The following is a 21,656-nucleotide window of genomic DNA, read 5'->3' as shown; positions in this document are numbered from 1 at the left end:
CGCGCAGTCGCAGCGACTTTGTGCATGGGTTCACAAGCAGTTACCGTGGTGTGAACAATTCCCCGGAGCATCGTGAAGAACGGCATCGAATGCCGGTCGGACGAGGAGCCAACGACGTGACCGAAACGCACCAGACGCATGGGTCTGTGGCCCCTGGCGTCACGGGGGCGGTCGGGCAGTCGATGGTCGGTTCTCCGGCCCCCTCGGTCGCCGGCGCGGCTCCGCTCCCCGAATCGCGGGACATCCCCCAGGCTACGGTGACGCGCCTCGCGACGTACCTGCGGGTCCTCGGAGTGCTGACGGAACGAGGCACGATCATCGTCTCGAGCGAGGAACTCGCCGCCGCTTCCGGTGTCGGCTCCGCGAAGCTCCGCAAGGACCTTTCCTTTCTGGGGCCGAACGGTGTGCGCGGCGTCGGCTACGACGTGACGCGCCTGCGGGCCCGCATCGAACGCGCACTCGGCCTGGACCGCGGACACAAGGTGGTGCTCGTCGGCGTCGGAAACCTCGGCCAGGCGCTCGCCGGCTACGGCGGCTTCGGCCGTCGCGGGTTCTCCATGGTCGGTCTGTTCGACAGCGACCCGGCGCGGGTCGGTGCGCCGGTGGGCGACCTCACCGTGCGGCACGTCGACGAACTCGAGCAGGCCTGCGCCGAACTCGAGGCCACCATCGGCGTCATCTCGACGCCCGACGAGGCGGCGCAGGAAGTCGCCGACCGCCTGGTGCGCGCCGGACTGCGGTGCATCCTCAGCTTCTCGCCGACTTCGCTCGACGTCCCCGATCACGTCGAGATGCGCCGCGTCGACCTCGCGGTCGAAATGCAGGTCCTCTCGTTCAACAGCGCACGCAATACGGAGTCGGTCCCCACCGCTCCCCGCGTCCGCATCGGACATTCGGCTGTCCCGTCCACCGCACCAAGAAACGGATCAGTGATCGCGCCGTGAGTGTTCTGCTTGTCGGGGTCTCGCACAGGACGGCCCCGGTGCCGGTTCTCGAGCGGGTGGCTGTCACCGACACCGATCGCCCGAAGTTGACGGACAAGCTTCTGGCGTCGTCGCACATCTCGGAGGCGATGATCGTCTCCACCTGCAACCGGGTGGAGATCTACGCCGTCGTCGATGCGTTCCACGGTGCGCTGGCCGAGGTCGGCGAATTGCTCGCCGACCATTCCGGACTGGATCTCACCGATCTGCACCGGCACGCGTACGTGCGCTATAGCGAGGCTGCGGCGGAGCACCTGTTCGCCGTGGCCAGCGGCCTCGACTCGATGGTGATCGGCGAGCAGCAGATCCTGGGGCAGATCAGGACCGCCTACGCGTCGTCCGACGCGCAGCAGGCCGCGGGCCGCACGCTGCACGAACTCGCCCAGCAGGCGCTGCGCGTCGGCAAGCGGGTGCATTCGGAGACCGGCATCGATTCGGCGGGCGCCTCCGTCGTGTCCGTGGCCCTCGACCGGGCCGCCGGCATCGTCGGCGACGGCGGACTGACCGGACGCACCGCCGTCGTGGTCGGTGCCGGATCCATGGGCGGCCTGTCGGTCGCACACCTCACCCGTGCCGGGATCGGCCGCATAGTCGTCGTGAACCGCACCAAGGAGCGCGCGGAACACCTCGCCGACACGGCCCGGGCCAACGGCGTCGAGGCGGAAGCCCTCGAACTGAGCGAACTCCCGGCCGCGATGGCCCAGGCGGATGTCCTCGTGACCTGTACCGGCGCGGTCGGCGCCGTCGTCACGCTCGCGGACACCCACCGCGCGCTGGCACAGCCCGGCCGCGACGCCGAACGCCCCCTCGTCATCTGCGACCTCGGTCTGCCCCGCGACGTCGAGCCCGCAGTGTCGGGTCTGCCCGGGGTCACCGTCCTCGACATGGAATCGCTGCAGCGCGATCCCGCCGCAGGCGCCGCCGCATCCGACGCCGACGCCGCCCGGACGATCGTCGCCGCCGAACTCGCCAACTACCTCGCCGGCCAGCGGCTGGCGGAGGTCACGCCGACCGTCACCGCCCTGCGCCAGCGCGCTGCGGACGTGGTCGAGGCGGAGTTGATGCGACTGGATTCGCGTCTGCCCGGACTCGACGACCCCGAGCGCGACGAGGTCGCACGCACCGTGCGGCGAGTGGTCGACAAGCTCCTCCACGCGCCCACCGTCCGGGTGAAGCAGCTCGCCTCCGCACCCGGTGGCGACTCCTACGCCGCCGCCCTGCGCGAGCTGTTCGAACTCAGCCCCGGATCCGTCGAGGCCGTCGCCAAGCCCACCGACCTCGGCGGCGCCACCGACCTGAGCGCCATCGACATCACGGACGGTTTCATCGCCGGCCAGGACCCGCGCCTGCGCCGCTTCGTCACAGACGACAACCATGGGAAGGAATCGCAGGCATGAGCGCCGTCGGCACCCGTACGCTGCGGATCGGAACCCGTGGGAGTGAGCTCGCGACCACCCAGGCCGGGACCGTGCGCGACGCACTGATCTCGGCCGGACACGACGCCGAGCTCGTCATCATCAAGACCAAGGGCGACCAGTCCATGGAATCGGTGGAGAAGATCGGCGTCGGCGTCTTCACCGCCGAACTCCGGGAAGCGCTCGCCGACGGCCGCGTCGACGTGGCCGTCCACTCCTACAAGGACCTGCCGACCGCCCCCGACGAACGGTTCACCATCGCCGCCATTCCGCCGCGCGAGGATCCCCGCGACGCGCTCGTGGCCCGCGACGGACTGGTCCTCGGTGAACTGCCCGCCGGTTCGAAGGTCGGCACGTCCGCACCGCGGCGCACGTCGCAGCTCCGGGCGCTGGGCCTCGGCCTCGACATCCGTCCGCTGCGCGGCAACCTGCAGCGGCGCCTCGGCAAGGTCGAGTCCGGCGAACTCGACGCCGTCGTCCTGGCCCGCGCGGGCCTGGCGCGGATCGGACGTCTGGACCTGATCACCGAGTCCATCGAACCGGTCCAGATGCTGCCCGCACCCGCACAGGGCGCGCTCGCCGTCGAATGCCTGTCCGCGAACACGGCACTCGTCGCGATCCTGTCGGAGCTCGACGACCCGAACAGCCGCGCCGCCGTCACCGCGGAACGCGCACTGCTCGCCGAGCTCGAGGCCGGCTGCACCGCGCCCGTCGGCGCCATCGCCGAGGTCGTCGAATCACTCGACGACGACGGCCGCATCTTCGACGAACTGTCCGTCCGGGGCTGCGCCGCAGCCATCGACGGTTCCGACGTCATACGCACGGGGGCCGTGGGCTCCCCGGAGAACGCCGAAGAACTCGGCCGCTCCGTCGCGCGTGAGCTTCTCGAGCTCGGTGCGCGGGAGCTGATGAATGTCACCGAGGCCGGTGATGCCGATGTTTGATGTGCGAAGGCCGACTGATCGGCCGATCCGCTTCCTGTACCCATCTCGACACATGATCGCACTGGAGAATTACCGATGAGCCGAGTCCGTAAGAACACCCCCGGACGAATCCTGTTCGTGGGATCCGGACCGGGCGATCCGGCACTGCTCACCGTGCACGCACGGGACGTCCTTGCCGCAGCAACCCTCGCCTTCACCGACCCCGACGTCGACAAGGGCGTCACGGTCCTGGTGGGCACCGACCTGGGCGTCGACGCCGAGACCGGTGAGCCGCTCGCCGAGGTCCGTCCCGCGCTGGGTGAGCCGGCGGAGGTAGCGAAGACCCTCGTCCACGAGGCGAGGAACGGCCACGACGTCGTGCGTCTGGTGTCCGGCGACCCGCTGACCACCGACTCCGTGATCGCCGAGGTCACCGCCGTCGCCCGTACCCAGGTGCAGTTCGAGGTCCTGCCGGGCCTGCCGTCCGCGTCCGCCGTCCCCTCCTACGCCGGTATGGCACTGGGATCGGGGCACACCGAGGCCGACGTCCGCGGCGAGGTCGACTGGGCCGCCCTGGCCGCCGCACCCGGACCGCTGGTCCTGCACGCCACGTCGGGTCACCTCGCCGAGACGGCGAGCGCCCTCGTCGAGCACGGCCTGGCTCCGCAGACCCCGGCCGCCATCACGGTCCGCGGCACCACCCGGCAGCAGCGCACCGTCGAGGCCACGCTCGCGACCCTGAACGAGGCCGGTTCCGAACTGGTCGGTTCGCTGGTCGTGACGGTCGGCAAGGTCGTCGCCCAGCGCAACAAGATGTCCTGGTGGGAGTCGCGCGCACTGTACGGCTGGAAGGTCCTGGTGCCGCGCACCAAGGATCAGGCAGGCGAGATGAGCGACCGCCTCGTCACGCACGGCGCCATCCCGATCGAGGTGCCCACCATCGCCGTCGAGCCGCCCCGCAGCCCGGCGCAGATGGAACGGTCCGTCAAGGGCCTCGTCGACGGCCGCTACCAGTGGGTGGTCTTCACCTCCACCAACGCGGTGCGTGCGGTGTGGGAGAAGTTCGAGGAATTCGGGCTCGACGCCCGCGCGTTCTCCGGCGTCAAGATCGCCTGCATCGGCGAGGCCACGGCCGCCAAGGTCCGCTCGTTCGGAATCAACCCCGAACTCGTGCCCTCCGGTGAGCAGTCGAGCGAAGGCCTGCTGGCCGAGTTCGCCCCCTACGACGACGTGTTCGACCCGGTCAACCGCGTTCTGCTGCCCCGCGCCGACATCGCCACCGAGACGCTGGCCGAGGGCCTGCGCGAACGTGGCTGGGAAATCGACGACGTCACCGCATACCGCACCGTCCGGGCCGCGCCGCCGCCGGCCGAGACCCGCGAGATGATCAAGACCGGTGGGTTCGACGCCGTCTGCTTCACCTCGTCCTCGACCGTCCGCAACCTCGTCGGCATCGCCGGAAAGCCGCACGCGCGCACCCTCGTCGCCTGCATCGGTCCGAAGACCGCCGAGACGGCCATCGAGTTCGGCCTGCGCGTGGACGTGCAGCCGGAGACCGCTCAGGTCGGCCCGCTGGTGGAGGCTCTCGCCGAGCACGCCGCGCGCCTGCGTGCCGAGGGCGCACTGCCCCCGCCGCGCAAGAAGTCCCGCGCTCGGCGATAGGCGCTACGCGCCCGTGAGTGGTTGAGGAGTCCAGACACTCCTCAACCCCTCACGGGCCCGACGAAGGAGGGCATGTCCTTGTTCCCGACCCACCGGCCGCGACGGCTCCGCCGGACACCGGCCCTGCGTCGTCTCGTCGCCGAGACTTCGCTCGAGCCACGGCATCTCGTGTTGCCGATGTTCGTGGCGGACGGTATCGACGAGCCTCGTGAGATCTCGTCGATGCCCGGCGTCTTCCAGCACACGCCCGACTCGCTGCGTCGGGCGGCGACGGAAGCGGTCGAGGCGGGACTCGGTGGACTCATGCTCTTCGGGGTGCCCCGTCCCGACGACAAGGACGCCGAGGGGTCCGGCGCGTCAGACCCGGACGGTATCCTGAACCGCGGATTGCGCTGGCTCGCAGACGAAGTCGGCGATGCGACGGTGATCATGGCGGACACCTGCCTGGACGAGTTCACCGACCATGGTCACTGCGGCGTTCTCGACGAGAGCGGTGCTGTCGACAACGACCTCACGCTGCAGCGGTACGTCGAGATGGCGGTCGCGCAGGCCGAGGCCGGTGCGCATCTGCTCGGTCCGAGCGGAATGATGGACGGCCAGGTCGCCGCCATCCGCAAGGCCCTCGACGACGCGGACTACACCGACGTCGGGCAGCTCGCGTACTCGGCGAAGTACGCGTCGGCGTTCTACGGCCCGTTCCGGGAAGCCGTCGGTTCGTCGTTGCAGGGTGATCGCCGTACCTATCAACAGGATTCGGCCAATCGCCGGGAATCGCTGCGGGAGGTGGACCTCGACATCGACGAGGGCGCCGACATGGTGATGGTGAAGCCGGCGATGTCCTACCTGGACGTCCTGCGTGAGACGGCGGACCGCTCTCCCGTCCCCGTTGCGGCGTATCAGATCTCGGGCGAGTACTCGATGATCACGGCCGCCGCGCAGAACGGCTGGATCGACCGGGACGCCGCGATCCTCGAATCGCTGACCAGTATCCGCCGCGCAGGCGCGGACGTCGTGCTGACGTACTGGGCGACCGAAGCGGCCGGCTGGTTGTGATCGTCTCGTCGGCGGATACGGTAGTGCCATGACCCAGCAGTGGCCACCGACACCGCCGCACCAGGCTCCGCAGCAGCAGAGCCCGTCTCCGCACGATTTCCCGTACCCCCCGCCGGTGCCGCAGCCGAAGCCCGAACGCCCGGCACCGGTCGATGTGGGCACGGCGGCCCAGTTGCTGTGGGCGGTGGCCGGGCTCGGTCTGATCCAGGCACTGGCCGCGATGGTTCTGGTGGTGGGGGAGAAGTCGACGTTCGTCGACGAACTGATGAACAACCCCAGCGTCACATCGGGCGAGGTCGACATGAGCCGCGACAGCGTGGAGTCCCTCTTCTACGTGGGTATCGGGTTCACGGTCGTCCTCATCCTGATCCTCACCGGGCTGTTCCTCCTGTTCGTGCACTTCATGCGCAAGGGCCGGAACTGGGCCAGGATGCTGCTCACCATCGCGTGCGTGATGATGGTGGTGTGGACCGTCCCGGTGCTCTTCGGCATCGGATCCGACGGAAGCGGCACCGCGCTCGCTCTCGGCGGCGTGCAGATCCTCCAGGCCGTGGTGGCCGTCGGAGCCGTCGTGCTGATGCACCGCAAGGATTCCAACAGCTACTTCCTGAGATTGCCCCCCTCCGACGAGTAGCTTCGATTTGCTCGTGAAATATAAAGATGTACCGTGAAGTACGTCACAAGGGCAGACCGCAGACTTCATTTCGACCGAAGGACTTTTCTCCATGCGCGCTGACGATCGAGCACACGGGTCTCGTAAAGAAGCACTGATGTTCGCCATCATCGTGGCCTTCGTGCTGCTGACTCTGTTGCTCGTCGTGATCCCGGGCGCCCTCTCCTGACGTGCCCCACGTTTTCCTCGCGGGCCACGATGTCGCAGGATGAGCGTGTGAGCGAACCAGCCGTCCTGTTCAGTGAGCCCGGCGCCCGCTGGCGGATGGTGGCGTTCGGCCCGGTCTTCTGCCTGATCGCCCTGATCATCGAACTACTGACCGGCCCGGTGGTGCACTGGTTCGCGCTGTCGCTGTTCGCGGTGCTGCTCAGCGGTTTCGTCTACGTGCAGGTGGTGGCCGCCCGTAGGCATGCCAGCGTCGAACTCACGACGTCATCGTTGCGGCAGGGCACCGAAGACCTGCCGATCACCGAGATCCTGAAGATCATGCCCCCCGCCGACCCGGAGTCGTACGAGCAGCAGCCGTGGGAAACCGCGCGGAGTCTGGGGGAGTTGTCCGCGGTTCCCCGCCGGCGGACGGGCATCGGGCTGCGACTGCGGGGCGGCGCCCTGGTACAGGCGTGGGCGAAGGACGACGAGGCACTGCGCGCGCAGCTCGAATCGCTGCTCGCGAAGTCGGCGGGCGGGTCGGCGGAATGAACCGCCGGACCGCGGTGGTGGCAGCGGAGTGGATCGGCGCCGTGGCCGGTGTCGTGGCCGCGGTGTGGTGCTGGAACCACGCCCAGGTCACATCGGAGTTCGGTCCCGTGGCGCCGGGTGCACCGTCCTTCGACGGAACCGAGTACTCGGGGTCGTGGATCGCCGTCGCCGCCGGCCTGGTGACGGTCGCGGGGTTGCTGGTGATCGACTCGGTGCGCCGGCTCCGGTCCGGCTCGGCGGGCGAACCCGCCGAGCCGTCCTCGTCACCGGAAGATCTGGGTCTTGCGGACGGTGTCGGTCCCGGGACCGTCGAGCATCGCGGAGCCGAGTAGCGCCTCGGGAACCCCGAGTCCCTCGATCAACGTCTGCGCGTGCGGCCGCAGCGACCGGCAGCGCTCGTTGATTCCCCGCTGCACCGCCTTCGACCGCTCCACCGACAGCTGCCGGTGCTCCATGAACCACGCCTTGTCTTCCTCGATCACGCTCAGCGCGTAGAGGTCGCAGACATCGCTCAGCAGGTCGCGGGCGTCATCGTCCTCGCATTCGTCGATGCCGGCGACGAACGCCTCGAGCACGATCCGGTCGATGTGCGCCTGCGCGGCATGCAGCACGTGATCCTGCACGAAATTGAAGGCGTCGAACGGGTTCTCCTCGCGCTTCTGCGCACCCTGGAGGCGACGGGCGGCGGTCGCGAGCAGGTACTGCTCGCGGTCCTCGAACATCGTCAGCTGGGTGCCGCGGTTGAAGAGGCTGCCGTCCTCCTCGTTGTCCTGCCTCGTGTCGAGGATCGTCTGGATGATCTGTTGCGCGGCGGTGCGCTTCTTGACGACGTCGGAGACCGTGGTGGCAGCGAAGCGCATCCATTCGACGGGGCTCATGCCGCGCACCTCGTCCGCGTAGGACGTGAGCAGTTCCTTGGCCACGAGCTGCGTCAGGACGTGGTTGTCGCCCTCGAACGTGGTGAACACATCCGTGTCGGCCTTGAGTGCCGTGAGGCGGTTCTCGGCCATGTACCCGGCGCCGCCACACGCTTCACGGGCCTCCTGGATCGCACGAGTGGCGTGCCATGTGTTCGCAACCTTGAGCCCGGCGGCGCGGCCCTCGAGCTCACGCTGTTCCTGGGGGTCGGCGTCGGCGCTGCTCTGGATTTCGTGCATCTTGGCGACGAGCTCGTTCTGGGCGAACTGCAGAGCGTAGGAGCGTGCGATCAACGGGAACAGCCTGCGCTGGTGGACGAGGTAGTCCATGAGCAGCACCTCGTCCTCGGCCTGCGGGGCATTGAACTGCCTGCGCTGCAACGCATATCGGGTGGCGATCGACAATGCGACGCGGGCTGCGGCGCCTGCGGACCCGCCCACCGTGACGCGTCCCCGCACGAGAGTGCCCACCATCGTGAAGAATCGGCGGTTCGCGTTGTCGATCGGTGAGGTGTACGTGCCGTCGGGTTCGACGTCGGCGTACTTGTTGAGCAGGTTCTCCCGCGGAATTCTGACCTGGTCGAACGTGATCCGGCCGTTGTCGACGCCGGGAAGTCCGCCCTTGTAACCGCAGTCCGACGTGTGGACGCCGGGGAGGTCGTTGCCGTCCTCGTCCCGGATCGGCACCACGAAGCAGTGCACGCCCTGCGACTCGCCGCCCGTGATCAACTGCGCGAACACGGCCGCCATCGTCGCGTGCTGCGCCGCCCCGCCGATGTAGTCCTTGCGCGAGGACGGCGTGGGGGAGTGGATGACGAATTCGCCCGCGTCCGCGTCGTACGTCGCGGTGGTCTCGAGCGCCTGCACGTCGCTGCCGTGACCCGTCTCGGTCATCGCGAAACAACCCAGCAGATCCAGGTCGACGAGACGCTTCACGTACGCCTCGTGATGGCGCGCCGTACCGAGGTTCTCGATCGCGCCACCGAACAGTCCCCACTGCACGCCGGCCTTCACCATCAGGGACAGATCCGACATCGCGAGCATCTCAATGCTCGTGACTGCGGCGCCCGCGTCACCGGTGCCGCCGTGGTCTTTCGCGAATCCGTCGGCGGCGTAGCCGTTGCTCGCGAGCAGACGCAACTGCGCCAGCGTCTTGGCGCGGGCCTCGTCGAGGTCGGGGGTGTAGTGCGGTGCGAAGTCGGGGGAGCCGGACAATTCCGCCCTGACGCGCTCGCGTACCTCCCGCCAGCGTCCGTCGAGTGTGCTTCTCAGGTGGTCAGCTTTGGTGGCCATGACTCGACACTAGCCGTCGCTCCGAGGCGCGTGATGTCGGTCGAGGAACAGGTCCGGCGATCAGGGCACATCGAACGTGCCGAAGCCCGGGAGCAACGACTGTGGGTACTCGGCCGGCGCCGTCGTGCTGACGACGATTCGTCCGGCGCCGGTGGCCACATCGACCTCCGGGCGAGGCGAGTCGGTCGAGCCGACGGTGCCGATGGGAATCGTGGCCGCGCCACTCGCTCCGGTGTTCACGTTCAGCCAGTGCACCCGCACCGCGTTCGCCCGCATGGAATTGCCCGGGCCGGGTATGCAGGTCTGCTGCGCACTGATCGAGTTCAGGAGGTAGCACTCGCTCACGGTCCGCAACAGAACGACTCCGGGAGCACGACCCGTGACTGCCTCGACCGTGAAGTAGGCGGCCAGAACCGGGCTCATGCCGATGGGCGGAACCTGCAGGGTGGTCACGCGCTCACCCGGCGGGGGAGCGTCGGGGGCTGCGGCTGCGATGCCCGTGCCGGTCATGGCGACCGCCGTTGCGATACCGATACCTCCGAGAAGCATTCGTACTCTACGCATCTGCGATCACCTTCCTCTGGCCGACCGTAACATCGGCGATGGGCGTTGCACTCTGTAATGTCCTGGGTATTCCGGTGTGGTGAACTTTTCCCGCATACTTCGCGCCGCCGTCACGGGCCCGGCCTTCCGGTGGACCTCCGCACCGAGTGGCACCGCCCGCCACCCGATCAGTATCACCACGGCATCGGTGTCACTCGAACAACAGCATCGGGTACGGGTGCGCAAGTACGTGATCGTGGCGTCGTTCAGGTTTCTCGCTTTCCTGCTGTCCGCGGTGGTCTACGGTCTGTCCGGCAACCCGTGGGTGGCTGTGGCGATCATCGGTGTGTCGCTGCCCCTGCCGTGGCTCGTTGCCCTGATCGTCGACGACCTGCCGCCGTGGGAGAAGGACGAGTCGCACGGGTAGTGGGTGAGGTCCGGGATCGAGTGGCCGCTCGTCACCGGCGGCCCGCCGACGTTGTCAGAACGGCAATCCCATGAACAGTCCACCCACGACCATGACGACGAAGCCGGCCGCGATCGCCAGTGGATCTCCGCTCAGAAGCCCGGCCTGAAGCCAATGGCCGATCCCGGCGGCCAGATCAGCCGATCCCACGACTACCTCCCCAGTGTGTTCGATCTTGTTCAGCGGATGCTCTCGGTCCATCGGCGCCGAGAGCCGATTCGTTAGCCGGGCGGCCTTCGATGCCGGAACCAGGAGTGGACCAGTCGAGTCAGGCCGACGTGCTGATCATCGCGAGATATCCCACGGGGTCGCGCCAGAAGGCGGTGATCAGGTCGGTGAGTGCGGCCGGGTCGGCGATCAGTGGTGTGATGTGGCCGGCGCCGTCCACCGTGGTGGCCCCGGCGTGCGGCATCGTCGCCGCGGCGGCCCGTGCCTGCTCGAGGGAGATCATCGTGTCTGCGCGGGGGACGACCATCAGCGTCGGCGCCTCGATCCGGGGGAGGAGAGGGTCGAGGCCCTTGCGGTGCAGCATGATCGACTCCATCGCCTGGTGCATGCCGCGTCGTGGTACCTGCCGGAAGGTCCGGGCGACGGCCTGGAACTGTTGCGGGTGGGTTCGTGAAAGCTCCTTGCCGAGAAGGACGTTCATCACCGCGGTAGTGAGCGGTGGAATCGGCCCGGCGATGCGGTAGGCCCACACCATCGGCACGATCCTGGCGCGTTCCCTGCGCGTGAGGGCTTGGGTCGGTGTCCCGATGGTGACCAGGGTGCGGCACCGGTCGGGAGTGTGGGCGGCCGCGACGAGCCCGACGTGTCCACCCCAGGCATTGCCCACCCAGTCGGCGGGCTCGATGACGCCGAGCACGTCGAGGACGGTGATCGCCGCCTCCGCGCACTCCTCCATCGTGAACCGCCGCTGTACGGCGGTGCTCGCTCCGTGGCCGGGTCCGTCGATCGATATCACTTGCCGGTGCCCGACCAGGTGGCTGCGCAGAGGCGCCCACGTCGTCGAGTCGACGAAAAGGCTGTGCCAGAGCACGGTCGGCGGTCCGCTGCCGGTGACGTGGACGGCGAGGCTCCCGACGCTCGTCGGGACGGTCCGGGTGATCGATTGTGTGTCCATGGGATGCCCCAGGTGCGTGTGCTCGAGTATTGCTTCGGAAACCGAAACTTTGGTAACCGTAGTATTCTCCTGTGTCATGGAACGGTCAAGGGGTCTGCCGTCCGATCGCCCTGCGGTGGGGCAGTTGCTGGTTCGTTTGCTGCACGAGTTCCGCCGGGAGTTGAGCGAGCCGATGGCAGAACGCGGTTACGGCGACATCCGCCCGCCGCATCTGCAGATCTTCGGCAACATCGGCTGGGACGGGCGTCGGTTGACGGAGATCGCCTCCCGTGCCGAACTGAGTTTGTCCGCCGCGTCCGAACTGATCAATGATCTCGAGGATCTCGGGTACGTCGAGCGGGTTCCGGACGCAACGGACCGGCGCGCGAAACTGGTCGTCCCGACCGCGCGGGGACGGCGGGCGCTGCAGGACGCCGCCGTGCGGGTCGCCGAGATCGAGCACCGCTGGGGCGGCATCGTCGGCCACGACCGGTTCGACGACGCCTGCTACGTGCTCAGTTCACTGCTGGACGAGCTGAGTCCCGAGGATCGCTGACTGTGGGCGGAGGAACCGCCGCCCGGACGAGCTGCTCGTGACGCAGGGCGATCTGGGTCTGCGTCGCGATGACGGTCGACGAGCGAAGGACGTTGTGCCCGTCCACGATCGAGTTGATCACCCGCTGCAGGTCGGCGTGGGTGCGCGCCACCACACGGACCAGGACGTCGCCGGCTCCGGTGATCGTGTGCGCCTCGAGAACTTCGGGGATGGCGGTCAAATGCTCGACGACCGCGGCGTGCCCGTTGCCCTGGGCGATCTCGAGGGTGGCGAACGCGACCACCGGAAACCCCAGTGCCTCCGGGTCGAGGGTCGGTGCCGAACTGGTGATCACGCCGGTGCGTTCGAGCCGGTCGAGACGCGCCTGAACGGTGCCGCGCGCCACGCCCAGGCGTCTCGACGCCTCGAGCACGCCGACTTTCGGCTCGGCATGGAGCAGGTCGAGTAGCGCGGCGTCGAGGCTATCGATACTCATGGCGTCCCTGGTCAATATGTAGGGTCGATCCGTCTTTTGATCCAGCATTCTGTACAGATTGAACAGCGTCAAGAGGCACCGTTGCGCAGTGCTGTGTGCTGGATCACAGTGAGGTATGACTACCGCCGACATTCGCCTGACGCCCCGCGAGGTGGCCGCACATCTGGAGACCGACGAGCTCCGGCAGTTGGTCGGGCTCGTCGAACACGACGACGCGTCGGATCCGTTTCCCGTGGTCGCGATGGATGCCGTGGTGTTCGTGTGCGGCAACGCGACGCAGAGCACGCAGTACTTCGTCTCCACGTGGGGCATGACCCTCGTCGCCTACGCCGGGCCGGAGACCGGTCAGCGCTCGCACAAGTCCTTCGTCCTCGAGTCGGGGTCGGCACGGTTCGTGCTGCACGGCGCCGTCGATCCGAAGAGCCCGCTCGCGGACCATCACCGGGCGCACGGCGACGGCGTGGTGGACCTGGCGATGGAAGTTCTCGACGTCGACCGCTGCATCGCGCATGCACGCTCGCAGGGGGCCACCATTCTCGAGGAGCCGCGCGACGTCACGGATCAGTTCGGCACCGTGCGGCTCGCGGCGATCGCCACGTACGGCAGCACCCGGCACACCATCGTCGACCGAAGCCGATACGACGGCCCCTACCTCCCCGGATTCGTCGCGCGCTCCAGCGGTTTCGCGGCGCGACCGGGTAAACCCCCGCGATTGTTCCAGGCGCTCGACCACGCCGTCGGCAACGTCGAGATGGGCCGGATGGATCACTGGGTCCGGTTCTACAACCGCGTCATGGGCTTCACGAACATGGCCGAATTCGTCGGCGACGACATCGCCACGGAGTACTCGGCGCTGATGTCGAAGGTCGTGGCGAACGGCAATCACCGGGTGAAGTTCCCGCTCAACGAACCCGCGGTGGGAAAGAAGAAGTCGCAGATCGACGAATATCTCGAGTTCTACGGTGAGCCGGGCTGCCAGCATCTGGCCCTCGCGACCGGAGACATCCTCGCGACGGTGGACGCGTTGCGGGCCGAGGGTGTCGAATTCCTGAACACACCCGACGCGTACTACGAGGACCCACAGCTGCGCGCCCGGATCGGCAGGGTGCGGGTGCCGGTGGAGGAACTGCAGAAGCGCGGAATCCTCGTCGACCGCGACGAGGACGGATACCTCCTGCAGATCTTCACCAAACCGCTCGGCGACCGGCCGACCGTGTTCTTCGAGGTGATCGAACGGCACGGTTCGCTCGGGTTCGGGGCGGGTAACTTCCAGGCCCTGTTCGAATCCATCGAGCGTGAGCAGGCGGCGCGCGGCAATCTGTGAACCTCCGATCGGCACGCAGTGCATCATCGACTGATGGATGACAGGGATCGGGGAACGTTCGCAGGGAAAGTCGCTCTCGTCACCGGGGCCTCCTCGGGGCTCGGGCACGCCGTGGCCCGGCTCCTCACCGAGCGGGGAGCCCGCGTCTTCGGGGTCGCGCGGGACGGGGATGCGCTGCGGCAGGCCATGATCGAGATCGCCGGACCGGAGGCCGCGGGGCACTGTGCGCCGGCGGACGTGGCGTCGCCGGAAGCATGCAGCGGGGCCGTGGCAGCCTGCGTCGCCGGGCTCGGCGGTCTCGACGTCCTGATCAACGTCGCCGGTTCGCACACCCTCCGGCACACCGCCGACGTCACGGACGAGGACTGGGCACACGATCTCGCCGTGAACCTGAACGGGCCGTTCTACCTGTCACGGGCAGCACTGCCGCATCTGCTCGAACGCGGAGGCAACATCGTCAACGTCGCGTCCGTCGCCGGATTGCAGGGGCAGGCGTACTCGGCCGGCTACTGCGCCGCCAAACACGGACTGGTGGGTCTCACCCGCGCGATGGCACTCGAGTTCACCGGCACACCGCTGCGGATCAACGCCGTCTGCCCGGGCGGGATGATGACGCCGCAGGTCTCGAATTTCGCCTTCCCCGACGGCGTCGATTTCGAGCTCGTCCTGAAGTCGGCCTCCCCGCGAGGGCTGATGGAACCAGAGGACGTAGCGAAGACGGTGGCCTTCCTCGCATCCGACGACGCGTCCGCCATCCACGGCGCCGTGTACTCGGTGGACAACGGGAAGATGGCATGAGCCTCGTCGCAGGCCCGATCTTCCAGATCTGCTGGGTCGTCGACGACATCGAGTCGGCGGAGCGGTACTTCACCGATCAGCTCGGCGTCGCGCGATGGTTGCGGCTCCCGGACGTGCACTTCGGACCCGAGCACTGCACGTACCGCGGGCAGCCCGCCGACTACGTGGTCCACGTGTCGCTCGGATACGCAGGCGGACAGCAGCTCGAGCTGATCCAGCCGGTGTCGGGACGCAACCTCTACACAGAACAACTGGAGACGAGCGGTCCCGGCGTCCATCATGTGGCCTGGGTCCCCGACGACTTCGAGGCCACCCTCGCCGAGGCCGGGTGCCGGGGACTGCCGGTGGTGCAGCGGGGCCGGTTCGAGGGCGTCGGGATGGAGTTCGCGTACCTCGAGGGCGGCCCGCTCGGCGGATACGTGGAACTGATGAAACTCTCCGAGGAGATGCGCGCGATGTTCGCCTCGCTCGTCCCGGAACCACCCGGTGCGGCGGATCGGGCAGAGTGATCCTGGCCACCCACTACACCCTGTCGTTGGCAAATTCGACAGAACTGGGACACTGGAGGCCGTGACTGTTTCCTCCGGTGACCCCGACGTGCACGCATCCCGCTCCGCCCAGCTCTTCGAGAGGGCTGATCTGGTCATTCCCGGCGGCGTCAACTCCCCGGTGCGAGCCTTCCACTCGGTCGGCGGCACCCCGCGGTTCATCAAGGAAGCGTCCGGTTACACGCTCACCGACGTCGACGGCAACGACTACGTCGACCTCATCTGCTCCTGGGGACCGATGATCCTCGGGCACGCGCACCCCGCCGTCGTCGAGGCCGTGCAGAAGGCGGCCGCCACCGGCCTGTCGTTCGGCGCGCCCACCGAGGGCGAGATCGAACTGGCCGAGGAGATCGTCGGCCGGGTCGCGCCGGTGGAGAAGGTGCGCCTGGTCAACTCCGGCACCGAAGCCACCATGAGCGCCGTCCGCCTGGCCCGCGGATTCACCGGCCGAACCAAGGTCCTCAAGTTCTCCGGCTGCTACCACGGGCACGTCGACGCCCTGCTGGCCGATGCCGGTTCGGGGCTCGCCACGTTCGGCCTCCCGACATCACCCGGCGTGACGGGCGCGCAGGCCGAGGACACCATCGTCGTTCCCTACAACGACCTCGACGCCGTCGCCCAGGCCTTCGCCGCGAACGAGGGCCGGATCGCGTGCGTCATCACCGAGGCCGCCGCCGGCAACATGGGCGCAGTGGCGCCGCAGCCCGGATTCAACGAGGGCCTGCGGAAGCTGACCAGCGACAACGGCGCGCTGCTCATCATGGACGAGGTGATGACCGGATTCCGCGTCAGCTCCGCCGGCTGGTTCGGACTCGACGGCGTCGCCGGTGACCTCTACACGTTCGGCAAGGTGATGAGCGGCGGTCTGCCCGCCGCCGCATTCGGTGGCCGCGCCGACGTCATGGCCCATCTCGCCCCGGCCGGACCCGTCTACCAGGCGGGCACCCTGTCCGGGAACCCCGTCGCCGTCGCCGCCGGGCTCGCCAGCCTGCGCGCCGCGGACCAGGGCGTGTACGACGCACTCGAGCGCAACAGCGCCACGCTGCGGACCCTGCTGTCCGACGCGCTGACCGCCGAGAGCGTGCCGCACCGGGTGCAGACCGCAGGCACGATGCTCAGCGTGTTCTTCAGCGAAGACCCGGTGACCAACTACGCCGAGGCCAAGGCCGCCCAGACCTGGCGCTTCCCCGCGTTCTTCCACGGGCTGCTCTCGCGCGGGGTGTACCCGCCGCCGAGCGCGTTCGAGGCGTGGTTCGTCTCCGCCGCCATGGACGACAGAGCCTTCTCGATCATCGCCGACGCCCTGCCGCACGCCGCGAAGGCCGCCGCCGCGGCCGTCCAGCCCTGACGTGACGTCTCCCCTCGCGGCCGGCAGCCTTGCCGCCGACACCCACCCGCCCTCCCGTCCCGACCCGAGGAACCGCAACGTGACCGAAGCCGATCATCCCGACCACACACAGACCCGCACCATCGTGCACGTGCTCCGGCACGGCGAGGTGCACAACCCGCGGGGAATCCTCTACGGCAGGCTCCCCGGGTTCCGGCTGTCGGTGACGGGTGAGGCGCAGGCCCGCGCGGTGGCGTCGGTACTGGCCAAGCACGACATCACCCACGTGGTGTCCTCGCCGCTGCAGCGGGCGCAGGAGACGGCCGCCCCGATCGCCGACGCACACGGCGTCGAGCTCGCGACCGACGAGAACCTCATCGAGGCGGGCAACGAATTCGAGGGCCTCAAGGTGTCCGTCGGCGACGGCGCGCTGTCTCGCCCCCGGCACTGGTGGAAACTCCGCGACCCGTTCACCCCGTCGTGGGGCGAGCCGTACCTGCAGATCGCGCACCGCATGCTGGCCGCCGTCAACAGCGCCCGCGTGTCGGCGGTGGGTCACGAGGCCGTCGTCGTCAGCCACCAACTCCCCGTCTGGACCCTCCGCCGGTTCCTGCAGGGGGAGCGGCTGTGGCACGACCCGCGGCACCGTCAGTGCGGTCTCGCGTCGCTGACCTCCCTCGTCTACGAGGGCGACACCCTCATCGACATCGTGTACTCGGAGCCCGCGGGCGCGTCGGATCCGAGGGTGACCGGGGCATGAGTCGGGGGCGCTTCGCCGGGCTTCTCGCGGTGATCTGTACGGCCGCGGTGTCGCTGACGGCGTGTGCGTCCGGCGACGACGCCGTGGCCCAGGGCGGCACGTTCGACTTCGTGTCGCCGGGCGGGCAGACGGAGATCTTCTACGACCCGCCTGCCGACCGCGGCACCATCGGCACGGTGTCCGGACCCGACCTGATGACCGAGGGCAAGACCACCTCGCTCGACGATTTCGAGGGGCAGGTGGTTGTCCTCAACGTGTGGGGGCAGTGGTGCGGCCCGTGCCGGGGTGAGGCGAACGACCTCGAGCAGGTGTACGAGGAGACCAAGGATCAGGGAGTGTCGTTCCTCGGGATCAATGTGCGGGACAACCAGCAGGACAAGGCGCAGGACTTCGTGATCGACAACAAGGTGTCGTATCCGTCGATCTACGACCCCGCCATGCGGACGATGATCGCGCTGGGGCAGAACTACCCCACGAGCGTCATCCCCACCACGATCGTGCTCGACCGGGAACACCGCGTGGCCGCCGTGTTCCTGAAGGAACTGCTCGCCGAGGACCTGAAGCCGGTGGTCGAACGGGTGGCACAGGAATCGTGAGCACCAGCACCACCCTTCTCGCCGGCGGCGTCGGCGACGCCTTCCAGTCCACCGCGGCATCCGGACCGCTGCTGCTCGCGCTCGGTGCATGCGTCCTCGCCGGTCTGGTGTCGTTCGCGTCGCCGTGCGTCGTGCCTCTCGTTCCGGGATACCTGTCCTACCTCGCAGGTGTGGTCGGCGCGGACGCACCGGCCGTCACCGCGGAGGAGGCGGCCACCCGCACGAAGACTGCCGCCGACGGACGGCTGCGGGTCGCGGGCGCCGCGGCCCTGTTCGTCGCCGGTTTCACCGTGGTATTCGTGCTGGCCACCGCGTCCGTGTTCGGCGCCATCTCGGCCCTCGCGATCAACCGCGACGTCCTGATGCGGGTCGGTGGGGTGGTCACCATCGCCATGGGCCTGGTGTTCATCGGTCTGATCCCGGCCCTGCAGCGGGACACGAGGCTCGAGCCGCGCCGGATCTCCAGCCTGGCCGGGGCGCCTCTCCTCGGTGCCGTGTTCGCACTGGGCTGGACCCCGTGCCTCGGCCCCACCCTGGCGGGTGTCATCTCCCTGGCCGCAGGCACCGACGGTGCCACCGCCGCCCGCGGAGTGGCCCTGATCGTCGCGTACTGCCTCGGCCTCGGGCTGCCGTTCGTGATCCTGGCGCTCGGCTCGTCCCGCGCGCTGCGCGGTGTCGGCTGGCTGCGCCGCAACGCGCGCACCATTCAAATCTTCGGCGGAATCATGCTGGTGGCCGTGGGCATCGCCCTCGTCACCGGCGCGTGGGACCAGTTCGTCGGCTGGGTTCGCGACGCCTTCATCTCGGAAGTGACTCTCCCCATATGAGCGACACCCAGACCCCCGAGGCCCCGGAAGCCGCACCGGTGCCCCGTCAATCGCTGCCGGGTCGCGCGTTCGCGCTCGTCCGCAACACCTGGCGTGGCCTCACGTCCATGCGCACCGCGCTGGTGCTGCTGTTCCTGCTGGCCCTCGCGGCCATTCCGGGCGCCCTGCTCCCGCAGCGCAGCCTCAACGCGGGCAAGGTCGACGAGTACATCTCGAACCGGCCGACCCTCGGCCCGTGGATGGACAAGCTCGAGCTGTTCGACGTGTTCGGCAGCTTCTGGTTCACCGCGATCTACGTCCTGCTCTTCATCTCCCTCGTCGGCTGCATCCTTCCGCGCTGCGTCGACCACGCCAAGGCGCTGCGCACCCGTCCGGTGCCTGCCCCGCGGAACCTCGCGCGACTTCCGCACCACCACGAGGACCGCGTCGACGAGACACCGGAGGAACTCGCCACCCGCATCCGCGCTCACCTGAAGGGGTGGCGGGTCGAGACCCGCGAGGGCGGGGAACGCGCCGCACACACCGGCGAGATCACCATCTCGGCGGAGAAGGGGTACTTCCGCGAACTCGGCAACCTCGTCTTCCACCTGTCGCTCGTCGCGTTGCTGGTCGCGATCGCCGTCGGCAAGCTGTTCGGCTACGAGGGCAACGTCATCGTGGTCGCCAACAACGGTCCCGGCTTCTGCACCACGTCGCCCGCGGTCTTCGACTCCTTCAAGGCGGGCAACACGCAGGACGGCACCGGCATGACGCCGCTGTGCGTCAAGGTCAAGGACTTCGCGGCCGACTACCTCGACAGCGGTCAGGCCGAGATGTTCACGTCCAACATCGCCTACCAGGCCGGCGACGACCTCGAGACGAACACGTGGCGGGACGGACAGTTGCAGGTCAACCACCCGCTGCGCGTCGAGGGTGACCGCGTCTACCTGCAGGGGCACGGGTACGCGCCGACGTTCACCGTCACGTTCCCGAACGGGGAAACCCGCACGGAGACGCTGCAGTGGCGGCCCGACGACGCGACGACGTTCCTCAGCAGCGGCGCGATGCGGTTCGACCCGCCCGGCGGCTTGTACACGGACACCGACGAGCGCCGGAAGAATCAGATCGCGATCGAGGGACTGTTCGCCCCGACCGCGCTGTTCCACGGCAATCTGCTGGCGTCGAGTTACCCCGCCATGAACGACCCGGCCGTGGCCATCGACATCTACAAGGGCGACACCGGCCTCGACACCGGCAATCCGCAGTCGTTGTTCTCGCTGAACACCGAACTGATCAACCAGGGCCGGCTCGTGAAGCAGGACCGGGTGAATCTGAAACCGGGGGAGAGTTCGACGCTGGCCGACGGAACCCAGGTGCGGTTCGACGGTGCCGTGGACTTCGTGAACCTGCAGGTGTCGCACGACCCGGCGCAGCAGTGGGTGCTGGTGTCGGCGCTGACGATGATGGCCGGATTGCTCGTCTCGCTGCTGGTCAAGCGTCGCCGCGTCTGGGCTCGCATCTACCCCGCGGGCGCTTCCGATCTTGACCCACGACGTACTGTAGTAGAGCTTGGTGGACTCGCCCGGACCGATCAGGCCGGCTGGGGCGACGAGTTCGGCCGACTCTGCACCCGTCTGCTCACGGACGACACGAAGCCTGACGCGCAGGAGAGCCAACGATGACGACCAACGAGACACTGGCGCAGTACAGCGACTGGGCCTTCCGATCAGCCTTCACCGTGCTGGTGCTGGCACTCGTGCTGCTCATCGTGCAGTACGCGTCCACCCGGGCGCAGGCCGTGCAGGACCGGGAACTCGTGTCGGCAGGCTCCGGCACCCGCCCGGCCGATGCGCCCTCGGTTCCCGGCCGAGTGGTCGAGCAGCCGAAGAAGCCCATGTCCGAGCGCTTCGGCGGGATGGGCGCGGCCGTGCTCGTCGTCGGCACGGTGCTGATCTTCGCGTCGATCGTGCTGCGCGGATTCGCCACCGAACGGTTCCCGCTCGGCAACATGTACGAGTTCGTGACCATGGCCTGCGCGGCCGCACTAGTCGTCGGTCTCGCACTCCTGTCGAAGCCGGCGTACCGGTCGATGTGGGTGTTCCTGCTCGTCCCCGTCCTGATCCTGATGTTCCTCGCCGCCACCGTGCTGTACGCGGACGCGGCGCCCGTGGTGCCCGCACTGCGGTCGTACTGGCTGCCCATCCACGTCACCATCGTGAGCGTCGGTTCCGGTGTGTTCCTGGTGTCGGGCATCGCGAGCCTGCTGTTCCTGCTGCGCATGCGGTACCCGCGCGGCGAGGAGGGAACGGGCGTGTTCGCGCGGATCGCGGAGCGGCTGCCCGACGCGCAGACCCTGGACCGGCTGGCGTACAAGACCACCATCATCGGGTTCCCGCTGTTCGGTGCGGGCGTCATCCTCGGCGCCATCTGGGCCGAGGCCGCCTGGGGCCGATTCTGGGGCTGGGACCCCAAGGAAACGGTGTCGTTCATCGCCTGGGTGATCTACGCCGCCTACCTCCACGCCCGCGCGACGTCGGGCTGGCGCGACACCAAGGCCGCATGGATCAACGTGGCGGGCTTCGTCGCGATGCTGTTCAACCTGTTCATCATCAACATGGTGGTGTCGGGATTGCACTCGTACGCGGGCCTCAACTGACGGTAGTCACCGACTGATATCCTTCCGCCGCGACGTCTCCGACCGGTGTGAAACCGGTGGGGACGATGGAGACTTCACGAG

The 21,656-nt window shown here is 68.4% G+C and carries 24 protein-coding genes; 19 read left to right on the top strand and 5 right to left on the bottom strand.

The window, feature by feature from the left end:
* Positions 1 to 89 precede the first annotated feature (89 nt).
* The 8 genes from RHA1_RS10020 (at position 90) to RHA1_RS09980 (ending at position 7,740) form a co-directional block, all read left to right on the top strand.
* Positions 90 to 944, top strand: a complete 855-nt coding sequence (locus tag RHA1_RS10020) for a redox-sensing transcriptional repressor Rex (protein ID WP_029539322.1) — start codon at positions 90 to 92, stop codon at positions 942 to 944.
* Positions 941 to 2,380, top strand: a complete 1,440-nt coding sequence (locus RHA1_RS10015; RefSeq protein WP_011594902.1) for a glutamyl-tRNA reductase — start codon at positions 941 to 943, stop codon at positions 2,378 to 2,380. Before RHA1_RS10020 ends, RHA1_RS10015 begins: the two co-directional genes overlap by 4 nt.
* Entirely contained in the window at positions 2,377 to 3,342 is a 966-nt protein-coding gene (gene hemC, locus RHA1_RS10010; RefSeq protein ID WP_007300748.1) for a hydroxymethylbilane synthase, read from the top strand. Before RHA1_RS10015 ends, hemC begins: the two co-directional genes overlap by 4 nt.
* 75 nt (positions 3,343 to 3,417) lie before the next feature.
* Positions 3,418 to 4,983 (top strand): bifunctional uroporphyrinogen-III C-methyltransferase/uroporphyrinogen-III synthase, encoded by a 1,566-nt coding sequence (locus RHA1_RS10005; RefSeq protein WP_005251986.1) that lies wholly within the window; start codon positions 3,418 to 3,420, stop codon positions 4,981 to 4,983.
* A 78-nt stretch (positions 4,984 to 5,061) separates the two neighbouring features.
* On the top strand, positions 5,062 to 6,036 hold the full coding sequence (hemB, locus tag RHA1_RS10000) for a porphobilinogen synthase (RefSeq protein WP_029539323.1): 975 nt from the start codon (positions 5,062 to 5,064) through the stop codon (positions 6,034 to 6,036).
* Between the two features lie 28 nt (positions 6,037 to 6,064).
* The gene (locus tag RHA1_RS09995) at positions 6,065 to 6,670 is read left to right on the top strand and encodes a hypothetical protein (RefSeq protein WP_009474729.1); all 606 of its coding nucleotides are present in this window, start codon (positions 6,065 to 6,067) and stop codon (positions 6,668 to 6,670) included.
* A gap of 255 nt (positions 6,671 to 6,925) precedes the next feature.
* Entirely contained in the window at positions 6,926 to 7,408 is a 483-nt protein-coding gene (mce1N, locus tag RHA1_RS09985) for a transport-regulating membrane protein Mce1N (RefSeq protein ID WP_009474727.1), read from the top strand.
* Entirely contained in the window at positions 7,405 to 7,740 is a 336-nt protein-coding gene (locus tag RHA1_RS09980; protein ID WP_016882768.1) for a hypothetical protein, read from the top strand. Before mce1N ends, RHA1_RS09980 begins: the two co-directional genes overlap by 4 nt.
* On the opposite strand, the gene RHA1_RS09975 is transcribed toward RHA1_RS09980, so the two are convergent.
* Positions 7,672 to 9,618 (bottom strand): acyl-CoA dehydrogenase family protein, encoded by a 1,947-nt coding sequence (locus RHA1_RS09975; RefSeq protein ID WP_009474726.1) that lies wholly within the window; start codon positions 9,616 to 9,618, stop codon positions 7,672 to 7,674. The genes RHA1_RS09980 and RHA1_RS09975 overlap by 69 nt on opposite strands.
* A gap of 60 nt (positions 9,619 to 9,678) precedes the next feature.
* Entirely contained in the window at positions 9,679 to 10,182 is a 504-nt protein-coding gene (locus tag RHA1_RS09970) for a hypothetical protein (protein ID WP_011594900.1), read from the bottom strand.
* A gap of 79 nt (positions 10,183 to 10,261) precedes the next feature.
* Here RHA1_RS09970 and RHA1_RS09965 point away from each other — a divergent pair, with 79 nt between their 5' ends.
* Positions 10,262 to 10,588: a DUF3099 domain-containing protein gene (locus tag RHA1_RS09965; RefSeq protein ID WP_237724095.1), complete on the top strand. Its 327-nt coding sequence runs from the start codon at positions 10,262 to 10,264 to the stop codon at positions 10,586 to 10,588.
* A 54-nt stretch (positions 10,589 to 10,642) separates the two neighbouring features.
* Here the strand turns inward: RHA1_RS09965 and RHA1_RS52870 are convergent, their stop codons facing one another.
* Both RHA1_RS52870 and RHA1_RS09955 read right to left on the bottom strand, forming a co-directional pair.
* Positions 10,643 to 10,777: a hypothetical protein gene (locus RHA1_RS52870; protein WP_272942753.1), complete on the bottom strand. Its 135-nt coding sequence runs from the start codon at positions 10,775 to 10,777 to the stop codon at positions 10,643 to 10,645.
* Positions 10,778 to 10,895: 118 nt separating this feature from the next.
* A complete protein-coding gene (locus RHA1_RS09955; protein ID WP_011594898.1) occupies positions 10,896 to 11,750 on the bottom strand; it encodes an alpha/beta fold hydrolase in 855 nt (284 codons plus the stop codon).
* Positions 11,751 to 11,826: 76 nt separating this feature from the next.
* On the opposite strand from RHA1_RS09955, the gene RHA1_RS09950 reads away from it, so the two are divergent.
* Positions 11,827 to 12,285 (top strand): MarR family winged helix-turn-helix transcriptional regulator, encoded by a 459-nt coding sequence (locus RHA1_RS09950; protein ID WP_029539324.1) that lies wholly within the window; start codon positions 11,827 to 11,829, stop codon positions 12,283 to 12,285.
* On the opposite strand, the gene RHA1_RS09945 is transcribed toward RHA1_RS09950, so the two are convergent.
* A complete protein-coding gene (locus RHA1_RS09945) occupies positions 12,245 to 12,760 on the bottom strand; it encodes an Lrp/AsnC family transcriptional regulator (RefSeq protein ID WP_009474720.1) in 516 nt (171 codons plus the stop codon). The genes RHA1_RS09950 and RHA1_RS09945 overlap by 41 nt on opposite strands.
* 115 nt (positions 12,761 to 12,875) lie before the next feature.
* On the opposite strand from RHA1_RS09945, the gene hppD reads away from it, so the two are divergent.
* From hppD to ccsB, 9 genes are all read left to right on the top strand, one after another.
* Positions 12,876 to 14,084, top strand: a complete 1,209-nt coding sequence (gene hppD / locus RHA1_RS09940) for a 4-hydroxyphenylpyruvate dioxygenase (protein WP_009474719.1) — start codon at positions 12,876 to 12,878, stop codon at positions 14,082 to 14,084.
* A 33-nt stretch (positions 14,085 to 14,117) separates the two neighbouring features.
* The gene (locus RHA1_RS09935; protein WP_011594895.1) at positions 14,118 to 14,882 is read left to right on the top strand and encodes an SDR family NAD(P)-dependent oxidoreductase; all 765 of its coding nucleotides are present in this window, start codon (positions 14,118 to 14,120) and stop codon (positions 14,880 to 14,882) included.
* Positions 14,879 to 15,391: a VOC family protein gene (locus tag RHA1_RS09930; RefSeq protein ID WP_009474717.1), complete on the top strand. Its 513-nt coding sequence runs from the start codon at positions 14,879 to 14,881 to the stop codon at positions 15,389 to 15,391. Before RHA1_RS09935 ends, RHA1_RS09930 begins: the two co-directional genes overlap by 4 nt.
* A 61-nt stretch (positions 15,392 to 15,452) precedes the next feature.
* Entirely contained in the window at positions 15,453 to 16,778 is a 1,326-nt protein-coding gene (gene hemL, locus RHA1_RS09925) for a glutamate-1-semialdehyde 2,1-aminomutase (protein WP_011594894.1), read from the top strand.
* A gap of 79 nt (positions 16,779 to 16,857) precedes the next feature.
* Positions 16,858 to 17,517: a histidine phosphatase family protein gene (locus tag RHA1_RS09920; protein ID WP_009474715.1), complete on the top strand. Its 660-nt coding sequence runs from the start codon at positions 16,858 to 16,860 to the stop codon at positions 17,515 to 17,517.
* Complete coding sequence (locus RHA1_RS09915; RefSeq protein ID WP_009474714.1) at positions 17,514 to 18,113, top strand: TlpA disulfide reductase family protein; 600 nt, start codon at positions 17,514 to 17,516, stop codon at positions 18,111 to 18,113. Before RHA1_RS09920 ends, RHA1_RS09915 begins: the two co-directional genes overlap by 4 nt.
* Entirely contained in the window at positions 18,110 to 18,940 is an 831-nt protein-coding gene (locus RHA1_RS09910) for a cytochrome c biogenesis CcdA family protein (protein WP_009474713.1), read from the top strand. The genes RHA1_RS09915 and RHA1_RS09910 overlap by 4 nt, the downstream gene beginning before the upstream one ends.
* Positions 18,937 to 20,601, top strand: coding sequence for a cytochrome c biogenesis protein ResB (gene resB, locus RHA1_RS09905; RefSeq protein WP_011594893.1), 1,665 nt, complete (start codon positions 18,937 to 18,939; stop codon positions 20,599 to 20,601). Before RHA1_RS09910 ends, resB begins: the two co-directional genes overlap by 4 nt.
* Positions 20,598 to 21,575, top strand: a complete 978-nt coding sequence (gene ccsB / locus RHA1_RS09900; RefSeq protein ID WP_009474711.1) for a c-type cytochrome biogenesis protein CcsB — start codon at positions 20,598 to 20,600, stop codon at positions 21,573 to 21,575. Before resB ends, ccsB begins: the two co-directional genes overlap by 4 nt.
* Positions 21,576 to 21,656: the final 81 nt, after the last annotated feature.

This window comes from Rhodococcus jostii RHA1 (assembly GCF_000014565.1).
In the GTDB taxonomy this organism is placed as follows: Bacteria; Actinomycetota; Actinomycetes; order Mycobacteriales; family Mycobacteriaceae; genus Rhodococcus_F; species Rhodococcus_F jostii_A.
Note: the sequence above shows the minus strand (reverse complement) of the source record. Positions and strands in the feature narration are given on the sequence as shown.